This window comes from Candidatus Nitrososphaera sp. 86-2 (assembly GCF_056726185.1).
Genome location: NZ_JBWZON010000001.1, coordinates 2,170,015 through 2,189,873 on the forward strand (window position 1 = coordinate 2,170,015; position 19,859 = coordinate 2,189,873).

Annotated in this window: 25 protein-coding genes and 1 pseudogene; 15 read left to right on the forward strand and 11 right to left on the reverse strand. The window is 54.7% G+C overall.

Annotation, left to right across the window (positions count from 1 at the left end; genetic code table 11):
* Positions 1-90: 90 nt before the first annotated feature.
* Positions 91-843: a hypothetical protein gene (locus ACYOR7_RS12945; RefSeq protein ID WP_479914170.1), complete on the forward strand. Its 753-nt coding sequence runs from the start codon at positions 91-93 to the stop codon at positions 841-843.
* A gap of 2 nt (positions 844-845) precedes the next feature.
* Here ACYOR7_RS12945 and ACYOR7_RS12950 read toward each other — a convergent pair whose 3' ends face one another.
* The 4 genes from ACYOR7_RS12950 to ACYOR7_RS12965 form a co-directional block, all read right to left on the reverse strand.
* Positions 846-1,445 carry a hypothetical protein gene (locus ACYOR7_RS12950; RefSeq protein WP_479914171.1) on the reverse strand — a complete coding sequence of 200 codons (600 nt, stop codon included), beginning with the start codon at positions 1,443-1,445 and terminating at the stop codon, positions 846-848.
* Positions 1,446-1,551: 106 nt separating this feature from the next.
* Positions 1,552-1,827: a hypothetical protein gene (locus tag ACYOR7_RS12955; protein WP_479914172.1), complete on the reverse strand. Its 276-nt coding sequence runs from the start codon at positions 1,825-1,827 to the stop codon at positions 1,552-1,554.
* 61 nt (positions 1,828-1,888) lie between these two features.
* Positions 1,889-5,278, reverse strand: a complete 3,390-nt coding sequence (locus ACYOR7_RS12960; RefSeq protein WP_479914173.1) for a DNA polymerase II large subunit — start codon at positions 5,276-5,278, stop codon at positions 1,889-1,891.
* Between the two features lie 4 nt (positions 5,279-5,282).
* Entirely contained in the window at positions 5,283-6,035 is a 753-nt protein-coding gene (locus ACYOR7_RS12965) for a phosphoglycerol geranylgeranyltransferase (RefSeq protein ID WP_479914481.1), read from the reverse strand.
* A gap of 228 nt (positions 6,036-6,263) precedes the next feature.
* Between ACYOR7_RS12965 and ACYOR7_RS12970 the strand changes: the two genes are divergently transcribed.
* Both ACYOR7_RS12970 and ACYOR7_RS12975 read left to right on the forward strand, forming a co-directional pair.
* Positions 6,264-6,512 (forward strand): hypothetical protein, encoded by a 249-nt coding sequence (locus tag ACYOR7_RS12970; RefSeq protein WP_294807748.1) that lies wholly within the window; start codon positions 6,264-6,266, stop codon positions 6,510-6,512.
* A gap of 54 nt (positions 6,513-6,566) precedes the next feature.
* Positions 6,567-7,229, forward strand: coding sequence for a helix-turn-helix domain-containing protein (locus ACYOR7_RS12975; protein WP_294807746.1), 663 nt, complete (start codon positions 6,567-6,569; stop codon positions 7,227-7,229).
* Here the strand turns inward: ACYOR7_RS12975 and ACYOR7_RS12980 are convergent.
* Positions 7,156-7,644: a hypothetical protein gene (locus ACYOR7_RS12980; RefSeq protein WP_366137921.1), complete on the reverse strand. Its 489-nt coding sequence runs from the start codon at positions 7,642-7,644 to the stop codon at positions 7,156-7,158. The two genes, ACYOR7_RS12975 and ACYOR7_RS12980, sit on opposite strands and share 74 nt — an antisense overlap.
* Positions 7,645-8,164: 520 nt before the next feature.
* Between ACYOR7_RS12980 and ACYOR7_RS12985 the strand changes: the two genes are divergently transcribed.
* Positions 8,165-9,349: a Cdc6/Cdc18 family protein gene (locus tag ACYOR7_RS12985; RefSeq protein ID WP_479914482.1), complete on the forward strand. Its 1,185-nt coding sequence runs from the start codon at positions 8,165-8,167 to the stop codon at positions 9,347-9,349.
* On the opposite strand, the gene ACYOR7_RS12990 is transcribed toward ACYOR7_RS12985, so the two are convergent.
* A complete protein-coding gene (locus ACYOR7_RS12990) occupies positions 9,344-10,852 on the reverse strand; it encodes a DNA-directed DNA polymerase II small subunit (protein WP_479914174.1) in 1,509 nt (502 codons plus the stop codon). The genes ACYOR7_RS12985 and ACYOR7_RS12990 overlap by 6 nt on opposite strands.
* Before the next feature lie 96 nt (positions 10,853-10,948).
* Entirely contained in the window at positions 10,949-11,266 is a 318-nt protein-coding gene (locus ACYOR7_RS12995; RefSeq protein WP_479914175.1) for a hypothetical protein, read from the reverse strand.
* Between the two features lie 158 nt (positions 11,267-11,424).
* Between ACYOR7_RS12995 and ACYOR7_RS13000 the strand changes: the two genes are divergently transcribed.
* Both ACYOR7_RS13000 and ACYOR7_RS13005 read left to right on the forward strand, forming a co-directional pair.
* Positions 11,425-12,189, forward strand: coding sequence for a hypothetical protein (locus tag ACYOR7_RS13000; RefSeq protein ID WP_479914176.1), 765 nt, complete (start codon positions 11,425-11,427; stop codon positions 12,187-12,189).
* A gap of 54 nt (positions 12,190-12,243) precedes the next feature.
* Complete coding sequence (locus ACYOR7_RS13005; protein WP_479914177.1) at positions 12,244-12,384, forward strand: hypothetical protein; 141 nt, start codon at positions 12,244-12,246, stop codon at positions 12,382-12,384.
* A 5-nt stretch (positions 12,385-12,389) separates the two neighbouring features.
* On the opposite strand, the gene ACYOR7_RS13010 is transcribed toward ACYOR7_RS13005, so the two are convergent.
* Positions 12,390-12,863 (reverse strand): COX15/CtaA family protein, encoded by a 474-nt coding sequence (locus ACYOR7_RS13010; RefSeq protein ID WP_294806653.1) that lies wholly within the window; start codon positions 12,861-12,863, stop codon positions 12,390-12,392.
* A gap of 124 nt (positions 12,864-12,987) precedes the next feature.
* On the opposite strand from ACYOR7_RS13010, the gene ACYOR7_RS13015 reads away from it, so the two are divergent.
* Positions 12,988-13,353 (forward strand): response regulator, encoded by a 366-nt coding sequence (locus ACYOR7_RS13015; RefSeq protein ID WP_294806655.1) that lies wholly within the window; start codon positions 12,988-12,990, stop codon positions 13,351-13,353.
* Here the strand turns inward: ACYOR7_RS13015 and ACYOR7_RS13020 are convergent.
* Entirely contained in the window at positions 13,337-13,519 is a 183-nt protein-coding gene (locus ACYOR7_RS13020) for a hypothetical protein (RefSeq protein WP_294806657.1), read from the reverse strand. The genes ACYOR7_RS13015 and ACYOR7_RS13020 overlap by 17 nt on opposite strands.
* Positions 13,520-13,612: 93 nt before the next feature.
* On the opposite strand from ACYOR7_RS13020, the gene ACYOR7_RS13025 reads away from it, so the two are divergent.
* From ACYOR7_RS13025 to ACYOR7_RS13040, 4 genes and pseudogenes are all read left to right on the forward strand, one after another.
* Positions 13,613-14,569, forward strand: a complete 957-nt coding sequence (locus ACYOR7_RS13025; RefSeq protein ID WP_479914178.1) for an adenylate/guanylate cyclase domain-containing protein — start codon at positions 13,613-13,615, stop codon at positions 14,567-14,569.
* Between the two features lie 112 nt (positions 14,570-14,681).
* Positions 14,682-15,551: a hypothetical protein gene (locus tag ACYOR7_RS13030; protein ID WP_479914179.1), complete on the forward strand. Its 870-nt coding sequence runs from the start codon at positions 14,682-14,684 to the stop codon at positions 15,549-15,551.
* Between the two features lie 123 nt (positions 15,552-15,674).
* Positions 15,675-16,109 (forward strand): hypothetical protein, encoded by a 435-nt coding sequence (locus ACYOR7_RS13035; RefSeq protein ID WP_479914180.1) that lies wholly within the window; start codon positions 15,675-15,677, stop codon positions 16,107-16,109.
* A 161-nt stretch (positions 16,110-16,270) separates the two neighbouring features.
* Positions 16,271-16,774: pseudogene (locus tag ACYOR7_RS13040) on the forward strand (transcription factor); the annotation flags it as partial.
* Positions 16,775-16,964: 190 nt separating this feature from the next.
* On the opposite strand, the gene ACYOR7_RS13045 reads toward ACYOR7_RS13040, so the two are convergent.
* Entirely contained in the window at positions 16,965-17,654 is a 690-nt protein-coding gene (locus ACYOR7_RS13045; RefSeq protein WP_294806671.1) for a uracil-DNA glycosylase, read from the reverse strand.
* Positions 17,655-17,703: 49 nt separating this feature from the next.
* Here ACYOR7_RS13045 and ACYOR7_RS13050 point away from each other — a divergent pair, with 49 nt between their 5' ends.
* The 4 genes from ACYOR7_RS13050 to ACYOR7_RS13065 are packed head-to-tail and all read left to right on the forward strand — an operon-like array spanning position 17,704 to position 19,725.
* Entirely contained in the window at positions 17,704-18,060 is a 357-nt protein-coding gene (locus tag ACYOR7_RS13050; protein WP_294806674.1) for a helix-turn-helix domain-containing protein, read from the forward strand.
* Between the two features lie 21 nt (positions 18,061-18,081).
* Positions 18,082-18,258, forward strand: a complete 177-nt coding sequence (locus tag ACYOR7_RS13055; RefSeq protein WP_294806676.1) for a tautomerase family protein — start codon at positions 18,082-18,084, stop codon at positions 18,256-18,258.
* 40 nt (positions 18,259-18,298) lie between these two features.
* Positions 18,299-19,108, forward strand: a complete 810-nt coding sequence (locus ACYOR7_RS13060; protein WP_479914483.1) for a carbon-nitrogen hydrolase family protein — start codon at positions 18,299-18,301, stop codon at positions 19,106-19,108.
* Between the two features lie 35 nt (positions 19,109-19,143).
* Positions 19,144-19,725 carry a PH domain-containing protein gene (locus ACYOR7_RS13065; RefSeq protein ID WP_294806681.1) on the forward strand — a complete coding sequence of 194 codons (582 nt, stop codon included), beginning with the start codon at positions 19,144-19,146 and terminating at the stop codon, positions 19,723-19,725.
* On the opposite strand, the gene ACYOR7_RS13070 is transcribed toward ACYOR7_RS13065, so the two are convergent.
* A complete protein-coding gene (locus ACYOR7_RS13070) occupies positions 19,722-19,856 on the reverse strand; it encodes a hypothetical protein (RefSeq protein WP_294806684.1) in 135 nt (44 codons plus the stop codon). The genes ACYOR7_RS13065 and ACYOR7_RS13070 overlap by 4 nt on opposite strands.
* Positions 19,857-19,859: the final 3 nt, after the last annotated feature.

The following is a 19,859-nucleotide window of genomic DNA, read 5'->3' on the forward strand; positions in this document are numbered from 1 at the left end:
GCGCCTGCATTGACAGCGGCCGCTAGCGCAGATAATAATAATAATTTTTCAGCGCATTTGCAAGGCAAGGGTGAGTCTTCGCCCGTTTATTTGGCCGATAAGAACGACAAGGGTGGCGGTGACGGGGAAGGCGATCACGGCAAAAGTGGAGATAATAAACACAGTGGTAGCAGCAGCGGTAGTGGTAGCAGCAGCGGTAGTGGTAGCAGCAGCGGTAGTGGTAGCAGCAGCGGTGAAGGCGACACGAGCAACGATACTACTACGAGCAACAACAGCAGTAGCAGCAGTAATAGCGGAAGCGACGACTCTGGCGACGGCGCTACAGACAGCCACGAGGGTGAAGGAACAACCGACAATGCCGAAGATAATAGCACTTCGCAGGTGACGCCTGTTGCGCAGAAAGCGCAGCAAAACGACGAGCAACCACAGAGTCCTCCGGAAAATCAAACCTACCCTGAAGACACCTACCCAGACTCGTATTTTTACGGCAACCCGTTGAAAAAGATGGAATTGCAGAGGTACTTGATCCTAGACCAAGAAGGCAATGCTGTCTCTAGTGCCAAGCCCGGCGACAGCATCAAGATAGCGGCGAGCTACAAGAATCTGCAGCAGAAAGAACAGAGGTACGCGCTGATAACGCAGATCATAGACCAGAACGGCATCACAGTGGATGTAAGCTGGTCCATAGACACGATCGAGGGCGGAGGGTACGCCGACTGGTCCAAGTTGTGGAAGCCAGACAGCCCGGCTGAATATACGATAAAGACCATCGTCTGGAGCGGGGTCGGCGAAAATCCGATGCCGCTTTCAGATATTAACGTGATGGCAGTCGTGGTGCAGTAAGCTTACTGGCCTGTTCGTTCTGTAAAATAATAAAATGCAGTCTTGCCGGGCACGAAATAGGTCTGATTCTGTATTATTCCTGCGGTCTCGGAGTCAGGGTCAAACCATCTCGTTTCCCACCTCTTTTGCAGACCGGTAGGCACTCCATGCACGAAATAGATAGAGTCCTGCATCATTCCTGCGGTCTTTGTTGGCGGGTTGTCAGATATTATGACCGGGGTGTAAGGTAATGGCCAGCAGGTATCCATGCTTACTTTTGTCCCGTTTTTCAAAATGGCACTGAAATGTTTGATTTCATTGAAAGGATAAAGCTCGTTAAAGGGTTTTAGATCCGCGGGCGGGCACTGGTCTGCGTCCGCGGTGTCGTTCCCTAGATATGTAAATGAAATACCGTGAAACGCGTACTGCTGGTTGGGCACGAACGGGATTTCTGCTTCATCATAGGTGTGGTTTCCTTGGGTAAATGTCTGACTCGCCTGCAACCTTGGCGGGCCGGCAGTAGGGTGTAGCGGCCTGTTGAGCGTGGTTTCAAAATAGAGGCGCATAACAAGAGCGAATAGCCCTATTCCCGCGGCCATAGCCACGCTTGTGCGGCTTTTCAATATGATTTCTCTATGATTTTACGAAAATTAAACTTCAGGAACTTTGTTAACTGACATTTAATTATTGCAATACTATAGAAGGCGCTGCTTTACCTCGAAGAATTTCTCAACTCAACTTATTAGAAGTTGCCGGAAGATTATTTTTATGCAGTGCAGTTAGGATGCCGCCAGCGGATATAGCAACGATACCCACAATTAACAAAACATTTACTATTTCTGGATCTATGTTTCGATATGTCGGAGGCGATTTGCATTCGATGCAAGCCTTGAAAAATGCGTCAGACTCTTCCTTTGATAAAGGAATGTGTAATTGAGATAATCCAACGCCTAACAATATTGCTGCAATTTTCGAAATGAAAAGCAGTTTCGGAAGACGGTTCACCGCGTGACTAGATGCAGTATTGTGATATTTATTCCAGAGTTTGCGGGCAACAAAAATTGAGTCATGCCATAAACTCTGTCAGGCTCGACTGCACCTTCTTTTCCTCCTGGAATATCAGCTTCAACTCTGTCGATATGGACTCCACCCTGCTCTTCAGGTACTCGTTTATCTTGTACTCCTGACAAAAGCCGGTCGCAATGCCGAGGTACTTTTCGACGGCGCCCCTCGTCACTGTCTGCGTCAGCTTGTTGCCACATTCCGTGCACTTGCCCACAAGCGGCATCCTGCGGAACTTTTCGCCGCAGTTTGTGCACCGGAACGTCTGCGAGGAGTACGAGCGCATGTTGCCCATTATGTCCGGCAGTATGTGCGTCGTCAGCACCATCGCGGCGACCTCGTCGGCGTCCACCGCGCTGATGAGCTTTGCTGTGTCAAACTGCATCTTTAGCTTCTCGTCCATCGTGTTCAGCGTGGAATAGGCGCTCCTCTGCTCCTTCGTGGTCAGCCCGGCGGTGGGGTGCGTAAAGCCGTAGCCGAAAAACTGCGTCTCCTCTCCAATTCTGCCCTTCACTATCTCTATCATGCTTGCCACGTCTGCCGCCTTGGCCTGCTTCCACGTCGCCTCGTAGAATTCCAGCGGGTACGATGAGGCGATGTCGACGTTGTGGGCCTGACGCTGCACCTCGTGCGGCAACACAACGGGCTGTATCAAAAGTGGCGCGTCCATGAGCCCGCCTATCTTGTCCGGCAGAAAATCAAACGAAAAGTTCAGAAATGCATCCATGAGGAGCATTATAGAGTCGGCGTCGCCGTCGCAGTCGCGGCGTTTGGCCGAGTGCCATATCGGCGAGCCGAGACACACCTGCGAGTCGGTAAACCCGATAATCCGACCCATGATGCCCACCGACGTGTGCGGCGCAAGGCCCACCACTAAATGTCCGACAAGGTCGCTGACGGCGTCGACGTTGTAGAACGGCTCTTGTTCGTACAGCTTTTCCAGCTCTTCATCGATGAATTTCGCCGCGTTCACGAGGTGCCTGGCCGAGTCGCGGGGAATGATGACGTCCTGCATCATCAATTCCACCAGCTGGTCAGATGAAATGAGCTCGCGGCCTAGGTAATCGCGGTTATAGCCAAGCTCCTTCAGCTTGTCGACGCTTACTCCTATCCACGCCGGGACAAAGTGGGTCAACGGCTCGTTGGTTGCGTCAAAGCGGATTGTGCCGTCCTTGAAGGCATGGAGCTCGTGTTTTTGGCGCAAGATGCCCTTTTCCAGTGGCTCGGCGGCCCTGTCGCGGCTCATCATGGATTTCACTCCCTTGAGCGGCTGCTGCGCCCTGACGCCCAGCTTTTTCTCGGCCATCTGGAGCGCCGCTTTTAGCGGGAAATTCATCGAGGCGTACGTCCTGGCGTCTCTGTTGCAGCGCGGGCATTTTTCGCCTTCCTCCACGTCGCCCTTGCAGATGGGACACTGGCTGCGTAGCATCGTCGACGCGCCGCAGGTGCGGCAGTGGGTTCCAAGCGACGGCAGGCGGCAAGTTTCGCAGTAGCGGTTTGCTATCTGCGTAAAGAGCGACTCTTCCTCGCCGCATGCCTTGATGATGTCCCGCATCGCGCCGCCCTTGGTGCCTATCGGGAACAGCACGTGCACAGGGGGCTTCATCTTGCGCTCGGCGGCCTTTTCCGGCCTGCCCACCCTGACTGCTATCGACGACGCGAACTTTTGCATCACGGCGACGCCGGACGATTTTGTGACATAATCAATAGGGTCCTTGGCGTCGTCAATGACAGGCCCGGACAGCAGGATAGAAAGCGACTTTGCCTGTTCCGGATCGTCAAGCACTAGTCTATTATTTGAAACAACAGAGTGGCTTGTACCCAGCTTTTCAAGGATCGCCTTGAGCGCGGAGTCGTTTGGCAGCTCTTGCAGCCTCTCCTTCAGGTAGAGCAGTTCCGGTAATGCAAGAACGTCAAAGTAGAACGAGTGGTGCGGGTGCAGAGGTATGCCGAGTTTTTTGCTTATCTCAAACGCTTCGTCGACTGTCGGTGTTATCGTCAGCGGATGCTCGACTAGCTGTATCAGCCTGTCGCGCTCGATGCCAATTGAAACGTCGGAGGCGAGTTTTGCGCGCAGCTGGAGCGCCCATATCTCCTCCACATAGCTGGCGGGAGGAAGCTGCGCGTTGTTTTCCAAAAAGTCGCCATAGCTTATCAGCATGTCGCCCATGTACAGGATCTTTTGCACTTTTGTCCGAATCTTTTCGGCCTGCTCCACCGAGCGCACGGCAAGCACGCGGCCGTCGTCCATCCTTACCACCGGCGGCTCGACCGTGTCTACGAGCGCTATCGTCGACGCCTTGCCGGGTATGTCCATCTTGATCTGCGTGCCGGCGACGATTGCATAGTTCAGAAGCACGGGCACCGCGGGGTGTATTCCCACTGTCGCAAAGCCGGTGTTGGGCGACCGGCCGTAGCGCAGGCGGAACCCCCCCACCTTTTTCACCATGGAAAGCACCGGCCTGCCGGTGATGACCTCCGACATCCTGTGGTGCGCCGCGTCGTCGTCGCCCGTCTGGATTGCGCCTTTCAGCTCCTTGAGCCACTGCCAGCCGTCCAGCTTGAGCGTCTCGACAAGTTTCAGCAGTTTTCGGCTCCTACCGATGAGCCCATCATTCATCACCCTCAGCGCGCCCCCGCGCACCCTGTCGGTGGCTATCCTCCTCATGCCCTTGTGGCCGACCACGTCCACGGGGTCGGTGTCGACACCGTCGAGCTCCACCGGAAGGCTTGCTATGCACTTTATGACGTCCTCGTCGAGCACCTTGAACTGAAAGCCCATGACCTCCCTTTCGTATATCCTCAACTCTTCTACGAACCGGCCGGTTTCGTCGTCAAACGAGTTTGCCTTGTACGTGTCAAGGCCGGCCACCTTGCGCGCGTGGTCCGCAATCAGCATCGTCAGTGCAGCTTCCGTGCCGCCTGCGGAGCGGATTGGCCCGGCAAAAGACACCGACAGGTACTGCGACCCGTCGGCGTTGTTCTTTATCGTGACGTCGGATATCCCCTGCAGCGGGGCGACAGTCACGCCCTCTGTCACCACCGCAAGCGAGACCCTGACCGCGTTGTCAAGCCGCGTGCGCAGGTCGCCAGTGCCATACTCCCCCTTGGCGATCTCCTCCGCTATCTTTAGCGCCGCCTTTTCCTTCGTGGTCTGGCCGAGGAGCGCGCGCAGCCGCTCGGCGATCTCGATGTTGTGCATCTTGGCGACTCTGTCCGACAGGTCGAACGCTATCTTGGGTTCCACGACGTCGGCGACGTCGATTCCCTTTCTGCGCGCCTTTAGCGCGTGCTCGTAGTATTTCTGCACGCTTGCCAGAATGTCGTGCTGGTAGCGCCGGTAATAAGCCGGCATCCTGATGTCGCTGAGCCGGGCCTCGCCTTCGGAGATCATAATCTCAATGCGCCTGACGCATAGCCTTTACCATGGAAGATAACTTTTGCTGCCAGTCGCCGTCCTTCTCTATCATCGTGCCCACCACGATGATGTCGGCGCCTGCCTTGGCTATCTGGCCCGCCGTTTCCGGGCTCTTTATGCCGCCCCCGACGATGAGAATCCCCTCGTAGTACTTTCTCACCGCGGCTACCATCTCGGGCGTGACGTTCTGAGACGCACCCGAACCTGCCTCAAGGTAGACGAACCTCATGCCCATGTACTGCGCCGCCAAAGAGTACATGACTGCGAGATTTGGCTTGTGAAACGGTATGCCCCTTGCCCTGCCGACGAACCAGGCCGCCGTCCCCTCCCCTACTATCACGTACGCAGTAGGCAAGGGCTCGATGCCGTGCTTTTTGACCGCAAGGGCGCCAAGCGCCTGTGCCCCGGTGATAAAGTACGGGTCTTCAGAGTTTAACAGCGAGCTAAAAAGTATCGCGTCGGCCTTGGGTGACACGCCCGTGACATTTCCGGGGAACAATATCACGGGTATCTTGATTGCGCCCTTGATGTCACTTACCACCTTGGCTAGCTCCATCTGGTCAATTGCCGAAGATCCGCCGACCAGTATCGCAGAAGCGCCGGCCTCCTCTACCTTCCTTGCAATAGATGCCGCATCTGTCGAATTATTTTCAGAGTCAATTAATGGAAAACAGATCGTCCCGTGCTTCTTTATCTCTTCCCTGAGATAATTCTCTATCTTTCCTACTGCCACCGTTGTTCCAGCCACGCCTCCATTTGAAAGTGGCCAGCCATTTTAAAGTTTGACATGGTTGCAAAGTTTAATAGCATATACGCTATACAAATCTGTATAGCAGACATGGCCGAGCGTGATTCCAAATCTAGCAAACTTTTGATGGAAATTATAGCAAATTCTTTATTTACACCCAGACAAGTTTCCATAATTTCTAAAAGGCTGCAGGGTGGGGGGAGGCCGCCAAACATGACTTCGGGTGCGTACTACAGGCAGGTAAAGCAGTGCCGGGACAAGGCAATAGCCGTCCTTTACAGCGCAATACTTCTGCAATCGTCGGGGGCCTTGCAGCCGGAGGCGTTGAGCGCGATGGCCCGCCTTGCGGACCAGCTGAGCGTGATATTTGCTTCAGAAGGCAGTGACATTTTCGATCAGGCACGCTTGGAAGACGTGATGTCCGTGATGGATGCGCTGGTAAAAAGAGTGTGCAAGTTGTAAAACAAGTTTGGTCCGTAACATTAAATCACGGTTTCTGCACGCAAATGTTGTGACATGATCCTGGATCTTCCCCTTAACATCACTGTCGACCTTGGAGTCGTGATATTGGGCGTGCTCTTTTATGCAGGCGGCCTTGTGACCGTGATGGCTCTGCGCAGGTTTAGGGAAAGCGCAAAGCGTGACAACAGCAATAACAACAATTATCACGCCGACGATGCGGTGGTGGAGGCTGTCGTCCTCGAATACACCCGCCGGCTGAGAGACTATGACCGTGTGATAGCCGAGATGCGCACGAAACTTGACATAGTTGAGGTAAAGACGCAGGCGCTCGTACAGCCTCCTTCTCACATCATCGTACAGCAGCCAACAGTATCACAGCAGCAAGCGCCTCACGCGCAACCCGTGAGTGAGCCTGTAACAGTCACGCAGCATCCGCCGGACATCACTACGGCACAAGTCGAGAGCAGTCAGAACGGCACGGTCGACTATATCCTCAAATTATTGGCGGACAGGCCCCGCACCTCAAGGGAGGTCCAGCACGCAATAGGTAGGACGAGAGAGCACACCGCCCGCCTCATGAAAAAGCTGCACGAGAGTGGCCTAGTCAGCAGGGATGTCAACAGCAAGCCGTTTCGCTACAATATCACTGAAGCCGGTCGTACGAGATTGGCGAAGGACGAGAAGCCTGCGGTTCAGGCGCCCGAGATCCGGCAGTAACAGCAGTAGTAGCAGGCTTAGCTGTCCTGTAGACCCACTCTTTTCCCTGGCGGTTCCTCACGAGCCGGCCTCGCTCGGCGTACCGCGAGAGGTAGGTAGAGACGATGCTGAGTTTTATGGGCTCGTTGTATGTGTCCTCATACAGCTCTAGAATGTCAGACGAGGTAAAACTGCCGTACGGGAACTTGCCCTCTACAAGCGCCCATATCCTGTCGCCCACCGAGGCGGGCGGTGCCCTGAACTCGTTCTCAGGATTACGGTTGTTGGCGCCCTCGCTATTCTCGATGTTGAGAAGGTCCATGAACTCTACTATCTTCAATATCTTGTCCTTCGAGATGTTGCCTTCCAGGGAGAGGTTGTACTTGCTCCCTTCGGCGTCCTCCAGCTCGATTCGGAACTTTTTCCTTCCCGGCAAAGGTTGTAGCTCAGCTGTTAACACCTTGACACTTAACAGAGCTTGTGTTACTGTTGATAACAATCAGCTTAGCTGTTGTTAGCTTGACATGAGACGCGAGCCTTTTTCGTTAACAAATCCTATCAGTTAACCAATTTTCTTGTTGCCAAGCGCCCTTTTCCAGTTCCAGTGGAAACAAAGGGGTCCCCTTTGCCAGTGTTAACAGCGCTAACCGACACCTTAACGCTCCAGTGGAAACAAAGGGGTCGTTTCTGGCTCCTTTTCCACCTTTTCGATCAGTAGTGTTAACCGAATGTTATAATCGACTATTGCCTGCACAACAGCCACCCCTATCTTTCCTGTCCACACCTCCTTCTCATCAACTCCATCTTGCCATCTGTACAAGCTGATACGATAACTAGTACAAGTTGATTTGAGGGTTTAAAACGGCCCTGTTAACGTAACTGTTAAGACAACCTTAACAAACCTGCATTCTGGAAAGGAAAGGTAGGGGTGCGGGTGTACGAGCGACATCGACAACATATTTGACAGGGCTGCAAGCGGCAAGTCGCTCGTCAAAAAGAGGGAGACGCTCACCATCGACTATGTGCCGGAAAAACTGCCGTTTCGCGACCAAGAAGCGGCGGCGCTTGCGCAGGTACTGTCGACCGTGTTCAAAGGGGCACGCCCGTCAAATTTGCTCCTGTTTGGAAAACCAGGGACCGGAAAAACTGCGGTCGTGAAAACCGTGGTCGACAGGCTGGTCAAAAAATCCGGCGAGCTTGGGATCACCGTCAACGTCCCTATAATCAACGCAAAACTTGCCAACAGCGCGTACAAACTGCTCTTTGAAATCGCGGAAAACCTCGGCCTGAACAAGGAGGAAAAGAAGGTCCACTTTACCGGGCTTTCGATGGGCGAAGCCACTGACAGGATACTGCAGTTCATACAAAAGAAAAAGATGCATGTCATACTTGTCATCGACGAAATAGATTCACTGGTGGACAGAAACGGCGACGACGTGCTCTATTCCTTCACGAGGGCCAACGAACGCATGGGCAAAGGAGGCTTTGTCAGCCTGATAGGCATTTCAAACAGCCTGACCTTCAAGGACAAGCTGGACCCACGCGTGAGAAGCAGTCTCTCCGAGGAAGAGACCGTGTTCAACCCGTACACCGTGGAGCAGCTGAGGCAGATACTGTCAGAGCGCGCAAAACTGGCGTTTACTGAAGGCGCAATAACGGAAGCGGCAATCAACCTGTGCGCGGCCATGGCCGGCAGGGAGCACGGTGATGCGCGCAAGGCAATCGACCTTTTGCGCGTGGCGGCAGAGCTTGCCGAGCGGGAACACTCTGCCAAGGTGGAGGAAAAGCACGTGCGGGCCGCGCAGGAAAAGATAGAGAAGGACACCAACCTCGAAGTCATAAAAAACGCCACGACTCACACCAAGTTCGTGGTGCTTGCCATCACAAAGTCAAAGAACGGCAACACCGGCGAGGTGTACGAGGTCTATTCGTCGCTGTGCCGGCAGGCCGAGCAGGAGCCTCTCACCCAGCGCAGGGTCACCCAGATAATAAGCGAGCTTGACCAGCTGGGCCTGGTTTCGACGGATGTGGTGAGCCAAGGGCGCTATGGCCGGTCGCAAAAGATCAAAGTCGCCGTGCCGCTTGCGACGGTAAGGGACGCGCTTAAGGACGACCCGACGTTTTCAGACCTCTTGTCATAATAAAAGATTATTGAAATCCTGCTTGAACGGCTGCATCGTCGCTAAATTAACGACGATTGCGATGCCTGGCGACGGCGTGATGCCCATCGTCTGCTGGAACTTTGTCTGCGCCTGCCAAGCGCCGGAATTCACGACGAGCGTCCCGCGGTAACTATCAACATCTGTCACATGCACGTGCCCCGCGTGGAATATGTCGGGGATCTCTGTCATAACCATCATGTCCTCGCTTTCAGGCGCGACCGGCGTGCGCCCGCCGTACGTTGGCGACAAATGGCGCGCTTTCAGCAAAACTTTCATTGCCTCCGCCGGCCGCTGGTAGCTCATGCCCGGCGTGGTCGCAATCACGTCGTCGAGGCTCTGACCGTGGAACATCAGCACCTTGACCCCGTTGAGTTCCACGTACGCCGGGTTGCCAAGCATCGTGCAGTTCTCCAGGCCGTACAGGCCGCCGGACGTCGCCTCGGGAAATATCGGCTGCGGCAGCGCCCTTCGGCCGGGGTCGTGGTTGCCCGGGATTATGAAGGTCTTGATGCTTTTTGGGATCTTTGAAAGCAGTTTCGTGGTATGCGCCATCTGGGCCTCTGCGTTCATCATGAGAAGCTCCTTGTCTTGGTTTGGGAATATGCCGATGCCGTCTATCAGGTCGCCACCGATGCAGAGGAACTTTATCTTGCGGACGATTTCATCGTCGTCATCAGAAGCCAGCCAGTCGAGGAAGCGCAGGAACTCTTGCTGCATGAAATACTTGCTTCCGACGTGCAGGTCCGATATCAAAACCGCGTATGCCTCCGACCTGCTCTTGTTAGGCAGGTGGTCCGGTATGTCCGGCGAAAAGACGTTTTTTATGGCAAGGCCAGGCGTCCCCTTTGCGTTTTCCAGTTCCAGCATGACCACCTGGTCGAGAGCGAGGTTTGCCGCCTGCTTTTTTGCGTCCTCCGACATGGCAGTCACCGGCATCCTGCCAGTGTAGTCGTCAATCTCTAGCTCTATGCCGTTTTTCTTGGTGCGCCTTGACATCAAGAGGCCCGACACGACGTACGTGCCAGCGCTTCCGAGGCTGCGTTCGCCAGCAGCCGCCGCCTGCTTTGGGCCTCCGCTGCCACCCCCCCCTCTTTCCATCTGCTTGACGGTGGAAATCTTGGTCATCCTCTTGCTGTCCGGCCTCTGCGCAAGGATGCGCATCGTCTTCTCGAACCTGCTCTTGAACAGAGACGCATAGCCGTCGACTCCCTCGCCGGTGTTGACGTTGGCAGTCGGGTCGACTAGCACCTTGGCGACCTGCTCGGCCGGCGCAAGCTCCTGCTGCCTCCCTGGGTTGACGATGCTCTTGATGTCGTCTACAACTATCATCTTGGTCTGCTTTTTCTGCTTGATTATCTCCTGGATTGCCTTGAGCGCGTCCGTCTCTAGCCCCTTTAGCATGGCAAACGCGTCGGGGTGGATCTGGTAGCCCTTGCTGGTGGCATACGACAGGGCGCTTTTAATCTCACTTTGCAGTACCAAGAAACCGTTTTCCTTTCAGCCCCGGTCCTTAATTACATTTCTCTCTCCTCTTTCCTGCGGGTCAGGCACGCACACACACAGCAACAGAGGACTCGCTCAGGAATTCCGTACCAGCAAAGCCACGCACCTTGAAAGGTCGCCCATCTTTGAATAGGAAAAATCCTTTCTGATGTGGAATTGCGCCCTCGTACCTTCCAGCACGATTGCAAGAACCACCAGGCCCTCTGGCCCCAGTATAGTTTCTAGCGCCCTTTCAAACAGCTCCGGCCTGCTCGCTATGGCATCCTGCAGGGACAGCTCATTGCCCAGATAGTTTGCCTCCAGCTCATCTTGGAAAATGGCAAACGTACTCTCTCCAAAAACCTCCCTTAGGCGCAAAATGATGTCCTGTGCAACGTCTTTGGCGGCTACCAAAGATTCCCTTAATAGGGGAGAAATAGAATAAAAGGTTTTACACAGACATGCAAATATTACAAAATTTTCTCTGACGAGCTGTTAATATCACATGCAACCTGAACGATAGGAGATCGCCCCTATAAAATTTAAATATACATATGAATATACGTCAGCGCTTGTCCTCGTCCTCCTCCTCTTTTCAAGAAAGGCAGAACGATGTTGTCTGCCCGCCTAGGCAGCAGCAGGATAACAGTCCCGAGATTGAATCAATCTCCTCTTCTTCCCGGCGCGGGCTTTTGCAGGCGATGGAAAAGCTGGGCATTAACACCAAGTCGCTGGAGCCACTCACGCTCGAACAGCTACACGACCTCTTTGGCAGGTTGAACAAGCTGACTTCTTCCAACAACAACAATAATTCCTCCTCCGACGACCAGAAGGAAAGATATCATCATCCTTTGCACATGGACGGCGACTCTGCTGCCGTTCTGTCACCCATCGACAAGCAGATGCTAAAGCTCCTGCTTGCGTCAAACGGCGAGGTCTCGTCGATGACTTTGTCCAAAGAGCTGGGAGTCCCGCTCACGACTATCCAGAGAAGGCGCAAGCGGCTCGCAGGGTTCCTGGACATCTCTTTCTCCCTTGCATTAAAGAGATTCGACCTGCGCTCGATCACTTTCTTTATCGCGGCCGAAAACGGGTCGTCGTCAAACGTCGCCAAGGAAATCCTGACTTGGCCGAGCGTAATGTCGGTGGCAAGGACGCTGAGCAACAACAACATCGACATAAGGGCGGACGTGGTCCTAAAGACGAACAAGGAGATCATCGATTTTTCCGAGAAGGTGAAAATGATGCCCGGGGTCAGAGAGGTCTTTTGGACAGAGTCGATAGAATTGATAGGAAAGAACGACGACATGCTTTATTCCAAAATCGACGCCGCCTGACAGCGCCACCGCAACAAGTTTTTTATGCAATGCCACCGGATAAAAAACAAGGCGATGAAAAAGTTCTGCGGCAGGTGCAGAAAAGAGCTCCCTGCAGACTCGAAATACCTACTTTGCGGCGACTGCCACAAAAAAGTCGCGCTGGCAGAGGACGACAGGGAGTTTTTTGAAAATTCGCGCGTGCACTGGCGCTAGAGTTGCTAGCTCTGCTTTCTCCATACCCCGACCCACAGGAACGTCAGCAGGGCAAACGCAAACACACTGATGCCGGTCGAAAGGTGGCTTGCCACTGCTATCGGGTACAGGTGGGTCGCCACAGTGATAAAGCCAAGCGCAATCTGCCATGAGACGATGCCTGCCGCGATTATTGCCGCCTTTTTGGCCCTCTTTACTCCTGAAGGGACGATTATTGCAGTCGCGTAGATAAAGCCGGCGGTGATGACCGCAACCAGCCTGTGCACGTACTCTACAAGGTAGCGATCTTCAGGTGCGCCAAAGAACCCGTTTGGGCACAGCGGCCAGTCGGTGCAGGCAAGGCCCTTTTCAGTTATGGGGCCGGAGCTCAAAAACACGCCTATGAGCATGACCGAATAGACAAGACCTAGCGAGATGAACGCAAGGACGATGACCGACCTCTTTAGCCGGGGTTCCTCGGCCGCTGTTTTTTCTGTCACTGCTGCGGCGTTTTTGGCCCCTGTCCAATTATTAACCTTGCCACCACGCACGCACACACACGTACCTGCGCTCTAGATCTTTTGACCTGAATGCTTAAAGGAAAATTATGCGAAAATATGTCGAATGAGGTCGGTCCTCCTCGTCGACCAGAAGCAGTCGACTGCCGGGCTGGTCAAGACATACCTGTCGGCCGACGGCTATGAGGTCGACCACACGCCCGACCCTTCAGAGGCGCTGGAATACGCAAGCAGGTCGCAGTACGGAGTCGTGGTGACTGACCTTGTCATGAGAGGGATGTCTGGCATCGACCTGTACCAAAAGATAAGGTCCCGCGACGTGCAGGTGCGCTTTGTGTTCATGCTGGTCCTGTCAGCCGACGTCCTCCGGCTCATGGGGTCACTGGAGAGAAGCGACGTCATAAAGAAAGAGCCGCTGTCGATGAACGAGGTGATACGCAAGGTGCGCGCCGCGTTCACGAATAGTCGCTAAAGATGCTGTTCACGTACGAAGCCAGATCGTCGCGCAGCTTTATCACCTTGGCGCGCTTTTCGCCGTCCAAGTCCGTCATCAAAAGCGCCTCCAAGCCCTCCACCAGGTACTTTATGTTCGGAAGCGTCAAAAGCACACGCTCTTCCTCCTTTTGTTTTCCGCCCATCCCGCCGGTATATGCGTGGCACTCGTTATTAATCATCACGCCCGTACAAATGAGTTTAATAGCCGCACTGCGCTCCAAATGCGGCATAAATACATGTCTTCTTCTGACCCGCCCGCGCCAAACTCGCAGCGGCAGATAATAATCAACCTCCACAGCTCCGGGATAGAGCCGGACATAATCGCCCTGCAGCTTGACATCGACAGGGAGCAGGTGGACAGGACGATAGCCGAGTTTGTAGCAGAGGAGGAAAGAAAGCGCAGTGCTGCAAGCGCGACTGCCGGGGCGCCGTCGTTTTCGTCGTTTGAGCTTGCCCAAGTGGTGGACACCGAACAGGCAATCAAGCTCGCACAGGAGCGGGTGTGGCGCGCGCTGCGCTTTGAGTCGCAGTTCAACCTCTCGACGGAGGAGACAAACAGCATCCTGGAAAGGTTCGCCAAGTCCAAGGTCGGATTCGTAATCCTGCACATCGACATCGTGGGGTCGACGAAACTTTCGATGACCACCCCGGCGGACAGGCTTGCCACCATAGTGCAGGCGTTCACGCAGGAAATGTCCATGCTTGTTTCCGCCTACGGCGGGTACGTGCTGAAATACGTGGGCGATGCTATCTTGGCGTTCTTTCTTGCCGACTGGAGCAACCTGCGCGTGCCGTGCGCAAACGCGGTGTCGTGCGCGCAGGCGATGATAAAGGTGATGCGGCAGGGCATAAACCCGATCCTCAACCAGTACGATTATCCCGAGCTGAAGGTGCGCGTCGGAATTGACGTGGGTGACAACGTCGTGGTGCAGTACGGGTGGGACACCATGACGCTTGAGGACGGCCGGCAGGTCAGGCACCCGCACTTTGACATCCTCGGCTACACGATAAACGTGACAACCAAGATGACCGGGATTGCCAAGCCGGACCAGATAGTGATAGGCCAGTTCGTGTACGAGGCGCTGTGCGACGAGACAAAGGAGGCGTTTTTCCCGGTGCAAGTGGACCCGGACAAGTGGGACTATGTCAGCGACTATACCGGCAAGATCTACAAGCTGTACGGGAGCAAGTAACCTGAGCACAGTCAGCTGAGCAGCGAAAAAGCGCACCTGTCAAGTTTATAGAGTGGCAAGCAAGCGCCCTTATGTACAATTCCGGCTTTACAACAGCTGCGCAACACGCCGTATGAGATCAAGCATCATCATCGTCTTCTTTTTTGCAGCAGCTCTGCTGGCAGTAAGCAGCGTGTTTCTGAGTTTTATCGGTAGTGGCGGCAGCAGCGCATCCGCGTACCCGCATCCCTTGCTAGGAAACCCGCACAACGCAGGCATGGGAATAGTGGGCATGTCCATGCTCTCGACATCGTACAGCAACTGCAACATCGAGCTTCCCGCGGCAAGCCCCGACAAGTGGGGCGAGTCCGTGACGTTCAAGGTCCCGCCGGGAGTGGCCGATGTCGTGCGCGCCGGCGAGCCGGATAAGCCTGCCAACTACCACATCGCGTTCGAGGGGGACGACGGCCTGTACTACGAGGTGGGGATCTATTACGGCGACTGGTCGAGGGACTCTGGCATTGGGTACAATGCCACCCGGTTCCAGATGGCGTGGGGTATAGGCGGGATTCTGAGGGGGACTTCAAGTGCCCCGGTGGTCGCCGGCCACACGCTAGAGCTCTCGATACTGTACGGACCGGACAAAAAGTGGCAGGTGCGTATGGACGACCTTGACGATTCCAGGCCGGCCCAGACGGTGGACATTGGGCGTCCGTCGATGAAGGTCAAGAGCGACTACTTTACGTTCGTCGAGGCGGGAAGCTTTGCTCCCAACACCAACACGCAGAGGCTGGGGCTGGTGGAGGTGCTGAACATCCAGTACGCCACCAAGGCAACCGGCAGCGACAGCAAGGTTGAGCTGAGCGCCTGGACAGGCGGGTATCTGCTCATGAACTGCTCGCCGGCCAACAGCAACTACGGCGTAACGTACCTGGGCAGCACCGGCAGATTCAAGATCGGGTATGAAGGGGCTACCACGAAAAACGGGCACCAGTTCTGGTAAAAAGAATATTTGATAGATCAAAAGTCCACCTTGTTTATTATTTGCGCGTTCGTGCCGCAAAAAATGGGCAGCACGATACGACATAGTAGTAGTGGTAGTTTAGCCTGCTGCCTGCTGGCAGCAATGGCAATAGCATGTGTGGCATATCTGCCTTCTAATTTCTCTGCGGCCGGCGAGATGCCGCAGGATAGCATCAAGCTCGCGTCTCTGTCCGCGTATGATTCCAACCACGATTATCTGGGCAAAGTCGATGGCATTGTTTTCAAGGCCGGGGAGCCGGTGTTCATCGAGGCAAACTTTACAAATCAGGGAGACCCAGCCGGTGATTATTATCAGGTTGTCATCGAGGTGCGCAATGACGACACTTCTGAAACTGCGGCTCTTTCCAGTGTCAAGACAAATTTTGCAGGTCAGGCCGGCAACATGACGGTTGAAACGTACTGGAAGCCGGACCATAAAGCCGATTATACCGTACTGGTTTTCCTGCAAAAACTTGAGGATCTAGGAAAAACGCCGGTTCTGCCTCCAGTGGCCTCTGTGCGAGTCCAAGCAGTGTGAATTGCACGGCTTTTGTTTAAAAAGCGGCTGCCCGGCTAGTTTTTCAGCAAGCCGTCTGCCTATATATCCTGCTTTCGCGGTAGAATAACAACCGAAAACCACGCCAATCTCAATAAATTTCAGAAACTATATATCAGAAATTTGCGCAATTATTCCTCTAAATGCACGCGATGGATTACGAGGACTCTTTCGTCAAGATAGCCGGCCTCATAGGGGGCGAGGAATACGTCAAGGTGTCACGCGCCCTACTCAACACCGAGGACGTCACCGACGAGGAGATAGCAAGCGCAACGGGTCTAAAGATAAACATCGTGCGCAAGGTCCTGTACGACCTGTTTGGAAAGGCGCTGATAACCGGCATCAGAGTCAAGGACGAAAAGAAGGGCTGGTTCGTCTACCGCTGGCGCGCCAAGCAGGACCACGTCGACAATTTCATTGAAAACCAAAAGAAAAAGATCCTCGACAGGCTGCACAAGCGCCTGGAGCACGAGGACTCGACCGAGTTCTACCACTGCGGCAACCACGACTGCCCGCGTGTGAAATTCGACGTGGCAGTCGAGCTGTTCTTCAAGTGCCCCAACTGCAAGGGCCCGCTCAACATGGTCGACAACAGCAGGGTCAAGGAGGCCTTGCGCTACAAGATAGACCAGATAACCACCGACATCATCAACTGCCGGGCCAACGCTGCTGCAAACAAGGAAGCGGAGGAAGCAGCCAAAGAGGAACAAGAGGCGCAGGAAAAGGCAGCCGCTGCAAAGGCAAAAAAGAGCAACAGCAAGACAAAGGCCAAGGCGCCTGTCGCCAGCGATAGCAAAAAGGCCGCCGCGCCAAAACCAAAAAAGAAAAAGTAAGTGACTAGACGAGCAACGACCTTGCGGTCGCAAATATTTCTGCCCACATCTCCCAAGTGAGCCTGCCTGTGTTGGTGTTCTGCCTGCTTGGGTGGTACGAGGCAAGAAGCACTCTGCCTGCGACCCTGTGCTGGGCACCGTGCGAAAACGCTAGACCCCTTGCGCCAACCGTCCTGCAGTAGGCATCAAACGCTATCCTGCCAAGCGCAAGTACCACCTTCACGTTTTTCAAAACAGCAAGCTCTGCCTCCAGATACGATGCACAATTTGACAGCTCTTGCGGCGTGGGCTTGTTGTCCGGCGGCGCGCACCTTGCAGCGGCGGTGATGTATGCGCCAGTGAGTACCAGCCCGTCGTCCAGCGCACGGCTTGTCGGCTTGCTTGCAAACCCCGCTCCGTGCATCGCCTTTGCGAGCCAGTCGCCCGAGCTGTCGCCGGTGAACATCCTGCCGGTCCTGTTGCCGCCGTGCGCGGCCGGCGCAAGGCCGACTATCAGGAGCCTTGCGTCAGGGTCGCCCCAGCTTGGAAGCGGCCTTGCCCAGTAGGTTTCGCCAGAAAATCGCTTTACTTTTTCGCTGCCGACCTTGCGGATGTATTTCGCAAGCCTCGGGCATTTTTTGCAGGCAACGACCCTGCTGTTCAAAAGCTCAAGCTCGTCACCAGCGGCGTTATTATTCACAGAGACCGGTTGCAAACAACCCCCGAATAATCTTTTTATCACCCATCGAAACCTTCGTTCACGTTTGTCCAGTTCCGATAACGGCATTGCCAACGGAAGAAGCGAACTGACGTGGATCGCCGGCGCGGTGGTCCTGAGCGACAACCCGCCGCAGCAGCTAAAGTTCTGGCGCAAAAAGTTTGGAGTAAAGCAGGCCGACCTTGCAAAAAGGATGGCCATCACCCCCTCGGTCCTGAGCGACTACGAGAAGGGCAGGAGGCCGTCGCCCGGCGCCAACTTCATCAAGCGCTACCTTCAGGCGCTGTACGAGCTGGCGCAGTCCGGCGCAAGACCTGTGCAGGAAGAGGCAACAACAACAACAGCAGCAGCGACTCAATCGCCAATGACGGCAGACGCCGCTGTAACTATAAATCAGCCGTAGGCTATTTTTCTTGCCGTAGATATGCCCCTCATCCAGGTGTCAATGTACCCCGGCAGGACAAAAGAGCAGAAAGACGAGTTTGCCAAGGCGATAACCGACGCGGCAGTCAGCATCCTAAAGACGAAAGCAGAGCACGTCATCGTGGTGTATGAAGACAACCCGAGAGAAAACTGGTTCCAGGCCGGCAAGCAGCTCTAGCCTTTTATCCCCCGCAGCGCGAGTGTAAGCAAAATTGATGATATCGGTTGCCGTAGTGCAGATGAAGTCATCGGAGGACAAGCAGGACAACCTGCGCCGGTCAGTCGCGTACATCGAGCAGGCCGCGGCCGGCAAGGCACACATGGTGTGCTTTCCCGAGTTCCAGATGGCATTTTCGCCCGGCACCCAGACCGCGGCCGAGCTGTCAAGACTCGCAGAGACAGTGCAGGGCAACTTTGTCACTACCTTGAGAAAGGCTGCAAAGGCCGGCAAGATAGAGGTGGTGGCCGCGATGTACGAAAAGGGCGCCGGCAACAGGGTCTATGATACGGCAGCCGTGATTGGCAGAGACGGCGCAGTAGCATCAGTGTACCGCAAATTGCACCTGTACGACGCGCTAGGGTTCAAGGAATCGAAAAAGCTCATGCCCGGCAAAAAGCTTGTCAGTCCGGCCAAGACTGCGGCAGGCAAAATCGGCGTCATGATATGCTACGACATCAGGTTTCCAGAGCTGTCGAGGCTCCTTACGATAAAGGGGGCAAGCGTACTCGTCGCGCCCTCGGGGTGGGTGCAGGGTCCGATGAAGGAAGAGCACTGGCAGACGATGCTAAAGGCCCGCGCGATTGAAAACGGCTCGTACGTGGTTGCGCCCGACCAGGTGGGCAACATCTACGCCGGCAGGAGCATGGTCGTCGACCCGTTTGGAACAGTACTCTTGGACATGGGCCAGCGCGAGGGCATGGAGATAGTAGAGCTTGACATGGCCAAGGTGGCACAGGTAAGGCAGTCGCTCCCGCTGTTGAAGAACCGCAGGACCGACGTCTATTCCCTCTCTAGCAAGAAAGGTTAAGAGGCATTTTCTGCAATAATATGCTGTCGTTGTAAATGTTTGGCAAGGACAAAAAGTTCAACACGGTCCTGACAGACAAGGGTGAACTGGACGAAATAAAGAAAATAGCGGATCATCTTGACAAAGACGAGACGGTTCTGGTGGTCGCAAGGCAGTCACGGATAAAACCAGGCGGTTCGCTGACCACGCCGAACATAATATTCGCGACCGATAGGAGGCTGATAATCCGCGACCCGAGCTCACTGGGGTTCAGGCAGAGCATCGAGGACATCAGCTACGACAGGATAACGAGCGCAAGGCTCGATCAGGGCGTGCTTTCGTCGAGCATCATCCTGCGCGCCCCCGGGCTCAGCACGATTGCCGAGAAAAAGATTGACGGGGTCGTAATGGGCAGAGACAGCAACGAAGGGCAGATAGAGGCTATACCGAAGGACAAGGCCGAAAAAATAGTCGAGGCGATAAACAAGGGGATACAGAGATCCCGGGCTCCAACTACCATAGTCAACGAAGCTTCGGTCGCCGACGAACTTGCCAAGCTTGCAAAACTGAAGGAGCAAGGCGTATTGTCGGAAGAGGAATTCCTGCGGATGAAAGAGGAGCTCTTGAAAAAGGGTTAGCAGCTCAGCGCAAGGTAGTGGTCGTTATGGCTCGTGCGCCATTCTATCTTGCAGTCGTGCTTTTCGACAGGACATGAAAAGCGCTCGCCGCAGTGCTCGCACATGTGTGAATGGTCGCTTGCAAAGCTCATGCG